The sequence below is a fragment of the Caulobacter sp. 17J65-9 genome (assembly GCF_010975005.1).
In the GTDB taxonomy this organism is placed as follows: domain Bacteria; phylum Pseudomonadota; class Alphaproteobacteria; order Caulobacterales; family Caulobacteraceae; genus 17J80-11.
The window spans coordinates 1-4308 of the sequence record NZ_JAAIVC010000235.1; the positions used below are offsets into that span (position 1 = coordinate 1).

Consider the following 4308-nt stretch of genomic DNA (forward strand, 5'->3'; position numbering starts at 1 on the left):
CCGCCGGAGCGGGGGCGCGCTCGGCCCGCGCCGGCTGGGCGGGCGCCGCGGCCGGCGCCGGAGCAGGCTCGGACTTGGGCTCGGATTTGGACTTGGGCTCGGGCTTGGACGCGGCCTTCGGTTCAGCTTCAGCGGCGGACTCGGCCACGGGCGACGCCGCCTCGGAGAGCTCGGCGGGTGGATCGATCGGGTCGCCCAGAAGCGCCCCCAGCAAGGCGTCGGTCGCGCTCGGCGCGGCGGCTTTCGGTGCGGGGGCGGGCTTCTTTCGGGCGAACATCGGCGGCGATCTCCTGCAAAGCTTGGAATTGATCGTCGCCCGCCGGAAGCTTGGCCGTCCACGTGCGCAAAGGTCGCACCCCCGTGACGCCGCCGCCCCTTTGCGCCGCGGGCGGCCCGAGTCGCCGCCTCTACGCCCGCCCTAGACCCGCATCGAGCCGGTCTCCAGATAGCGCCGGTGCCAGGACAGGGCCTCGTCCAGCAGCACCGGGGTCTGCAGGCCGTAGGACTCCTTCAACGCCCGCTGGAAATAGTCCTCCAGCCCCGGGCGGAAGTCCGGATGGGCGCAGTTCTCGATCATCGCGCGCGCCCGCTGCTTGGGCGACAGGCCGCGCAGGTCGGCCAGGCCCTGCTCGGTGACGATCACCTGCACGTCCTGGGTGATGTGGTCGACGTGGCTGACCATCGGCACGATGGCGGAGATCTTGCCGCCCTTGGCGGTCGAGGGCGTCATGAACACCGAGATGAAGGCGTTGCGGGCGAAGTCGCCGGAGCCGCCGATGCCGTTCTGGATGCGCGAGCCCATCACGTGGGTGGAGTTCACCGCCCCGTAGATGTCGGCCTCGATCAGGCCGTTCATGGCGATGCAGCCCAGCCGGCGGATCAGCTCGGGGTGGTTGCTGATCTCCTGCGGCCTCAGGATGATCTTGTCGCGATAGTCGGCCATGCGCGCGTTCATGGCCGCCGCGGCGTCCGGGCTCAGCGAAAACGCGGTGGCCGAGGCGCTCAGCATGCGGCCGCTGTCCAGCAGCTCCAGCATGCCGTCCTGGATCACCTCGGTGTAGGCGGTCAGGTTCTCGAACGGCCCGTCCTTCAGCCCGGTCAGCACGGCGTTGGCGATGTTGCCCACCCCCGACTGCAGCGGCAGCAGCGAGGCCGGCAGCCGCCCGCGCGCCACCTCGTGGCGGAAGAACTCCATCAGATGGCCGGCGATGGCGCGGGCGGTCTCGTCGGGCGGGGTGAAGGGCGCGTTGCGGTCCGGCGCGTCGGTCTCGACGATGGCGACGATCTTGGCCGGATCGACCCGGAAGCCCGGCTCGCCGATCCGCTGGTCGGGGCGCACCAGCGGAATGGGCACCCGGTTCGGCGGCAGGGCCGTGCGATAGTAGATGTCGTGCATCCCCTCCAGCGCCGGGTTCTGCCAGGCGTTGACCTCCAGGATCACCTGGTCGGCCCGCTCCAGCCAGGTCTTGTTGTTGCCCACCGACGAGGACGGGATCAGCGTGCCGTCCGGCCGGATCGCCGTCACCTCGACCACCGCCGTGTCGAGCGGGCCCAGGAAGCCCTCCCAGGCCATGGGCGCGACCTGGCTCAGGTGCATGTCCAGGTATTCCATCTCGCCGCGATTGATGCGCTCGCGGGCCAGCGGGTCGGAATTGTAGGGCAGCCGAAACTCGATGCCGTCCGCCCGGGCCAGCGCCCCGTCGAGCTCGGGCCCCGTCGAGGCGCCGGTCCACACCCGCAGGCGCGAGGGGCGCCCGGCGGCCCGCTCCGCCTCGATGCGCGCGGCCAGCGCCAGCGGCACGGCCTTGGGATAGCCCGAGCCGGTGAAGCCGCTCATGCCGACCGTGCTGTTGGAGGCGATCAGGGCGGCGGCCGCTTCGGCCGGCATCACCTTGGCCCGCAGGGCGGGATTTCCGATCCGTTCGGGGGCGCTCATGGCGGCGCTAAGCTCCTACTCTCATCCCCCTTCCCGGGGCATGCGGTCTCACGTCGGGCGGGCGCCCGCAAGCGCGGTCACAGGGTTTTGTTTGGCCGCCAACATATTCGACATGCGTCCGCTTCTGACGCAACCGCCCGACATCCTGGCTCTGTCGCAAACGGAGCCCCGCCATGGCCGCCCTCGCCTTCACCTTCTTCGCCGTCCTGCTGGTCCTGGCCTTCGGCGGCCTGGCGCTGGAGCTGGCCGTGCGCGCGCCGCGCGGCGCCCGGGTGATGGCGTGGCTGCTGTTCGCGGTGGTGCTGTTCGTGCTGCGCAACGTGGTCGAGCTGGCCGGCCGCATCGCCCACGGCGCCGACGGTCGCGCCTTCGCCTGAAAGCCCCGCCGAACCCCACGCGCCCCCGCCGGGTTCCTGTCCACGACAGGAGCGCAGCCATGGCAGACCCCAGCCGCCCCGTGCGCACCCGCCCCCGGGTGGTGGTGGTCGGCGCCGGCTTCGGCGGCTTGGAGGCGGTGCGCGCGCTGGGCCACGCCATGGCCTCGGTCACGGTGATAGACCGGCGCAACCACCACACCTTCCAGCCCCTGCTCTACCAGGTGGCCACCGCCGCCCTCTCCCCGGCCGAGGTGGCCTGGCCGATCCGCGAGGTCCTGCACCGCCTGCGCCATGTGCGCGTCGTGCTGACGGAAGCGCGCGCGGTCGACCTGGACGCGCGGGTGGTCGAGACCGCCGACGGCCCGTTCCCCTACGACTACCTGGTGCTCGCCGCCGGGGCGACGCACTCCTACTTCGGCCACGACGACTGGGCGGCCTGGGCGCCGGGCCTGAAGAGCATCGACGACGCGTTGCGACTGCGCCGGCGCATCCTCAGCGCCTTCGAGCGGGCCGAACTGGCCCAGGACCTGGACCAGCTGTCACGCCAGCTCACCTTCGTGGTGGTCGGCGGCGGCCCGACCGGGGTGGAGATGGCCGGCGCCATCGCCGAGATCGCCCGCGACGCCCTGCCCCGCGACTTCCGCTCGATCGATCCGGCGGCCGCGCGGATCGTGCTGGTCGAGGCCGGCCCGCGCATCCTGCCGGCCATGCCCGAGCATCTGGCCGCCTACGCCCAACGCCGGCTCGAGGCCATGGGCGTCGAGGTGCTGACCGGCCGGATGGTCACCGGCGTCGACGCCGAGGGCGCGGCGCTGGACGGCGGGCGGATCGAGGCGGCGACCATGATCTGGGCGGCGGGCGTTCAGGCGGCCGCCCTGGTCCGCGCCCTGCCCGCCGAGCACGACCGCGCCGGCCGCGTGCTGGTCGGCCCGGACCTGTCCCTGCCCGGCCGGCCCGAGGTGTTCGTGATCGGCGACGCCGCCATGGTCGTCAAAGCCGACGGCAAGCCCGTCCCCGGCATCGCGCCGGCCGCCAAGCAGATGGGCTGTTACGTCGGCAAGCTGATCGGCGCCCGCATCGCCGGGGCGTCGGCCGACGCGCCGTTCCGCTATCGCCACCAGGGCGACCTGGCCACCATCGGCCGCGACGCCGCCGTGGTGAAGCTGGGGCGGGTGGAGATCACCGGGTTCGTGGGCTGGCTGTTCTGGAGCGTGGCCCACGTCTACTTCCTGATCGGGCTGCGCCAGCGCCTGGCGGTGGCCACCGACTGGCTGTGGGCCTGGGTCACCCGCCGGCGCGGGGCGCGGCTGATCACCGACGCCTGAGCTTAGCCGGCCGCCAGCCGCTGCACCTCGGCCGCCATGGCCGCGGGTGAAAGGTCGTGCTCCAGGAAGGCCACCACCCGCCCGTCGGGCGCCAGCACGTAGACGAAGCTGGTGTGGTTGATGCTGTGGCCGTGCTCCTTCGGGCGGGCCGGCACGTGCTCGCGGTTGACGTGGAACAGGGCGGCGGCGCGGTTCACCTGCAGCCGGGTGCCCGACACGACCAGCAGGTCGTCGCCGTACTTGCGCGCCAGCCCGCTCGCCGCCGCCGGCGCGTCGTGCACGCCGTGCTCGGCGTGCGGCATGGCCGCGATCAGCTCCGCCCGACGCGGGCGCACGGCGGGGCTGGGCATGGCGTCGATGTCGACGAACACCGCCTGCGCCGGCAGGCCCTCGTCACGCAGGCGCCGGGAGGCCTCGGCCAGGGTCGGCGCCGCCAGCGCGCAGGCTTCGGTGCAGCGGCTGTAGCCGAAGAACATCAGCGTCCAGCGCCCCTTCAGGCTCTCCGAGGTGACCGGCGCGCCCCGCAGGTCCTGCAGCACGAAGCTCCCGCCCAGGTCGGCCGGGGCCGGCGCGTGCGCCTCATGGCCGCCGGCGTGCCGGATCGGTTCGGGCGCGGCCTGGGCGCGCTGCGAGGCCACGGCCAGGCCGCCAGCCACGGCCAGCAGGACGA

4 protein-coding genes and 1 pseudogene are annotated in these 4308 nt (G+C 73.2%); 2 read left to right on the forward strand and 3 right to left on the reverse strand.

What is annotated here, in order from left to right; translation table 11 throughout:
- Window positions 1-277, reverse strand: a pseudogene (locus G3573_RS20350) (hypothetical protein); the annotation flags it as partial.
- Window positions 278-418: 141 nt separating this feature from the next.
- Window positions 419-1936, reverse strand: a complete 1518-nt coding sequence (locus tag G3573_RS20355) for an acetyl-CoA hydrolase/transferase family protein (RefSeq protein WP_163263494.1) — start codon at window positions 1934-1936, stop codon at window positions 419-421.
- 173 nt (window positions 1937-2109) lie between these two features.
- Here G3573_RS20355 and G3573_RS20360 point away from each other — a divergent pair, with 173 nt between their 5' ends.
- Window positions 2110-2313 (forward strand): hypothetical protein, encoded by a 204-nt coding sequence (locus G3573_RS20360; RefSeq protein WP_163263495.1) that lies wholly within the window; start codon window positions 2110-2112, stop codon window positions 2311-2313.
- A gap of 59 nt (window positions 2314-2372) precedes the next feature.
- On the forward strand, window positions 2373-3638 hold the full coding sequence (locus G3573_RS20365) for an NAD(P)/FAD-dependent oxidoreductase (protein ID WP_163263496.1): 1266 nt from the start codon (window positions 2373-2375) through the stop codon (window positions 3636-3638).
- 2 nt (window positions 3639-3640) lie between these two features.
- Here the strand turns inward: G3573_RS20365 and G3573_RS20370 are convergent.
- Window positions 3641-4308, reverse strand: a 668-nt coding sequence (locus G3573_RS20370) for an SCO family protein (RefSeq protein ID WP_163263497.1), incomplete at its 5' end; no start/stop codon positions are given.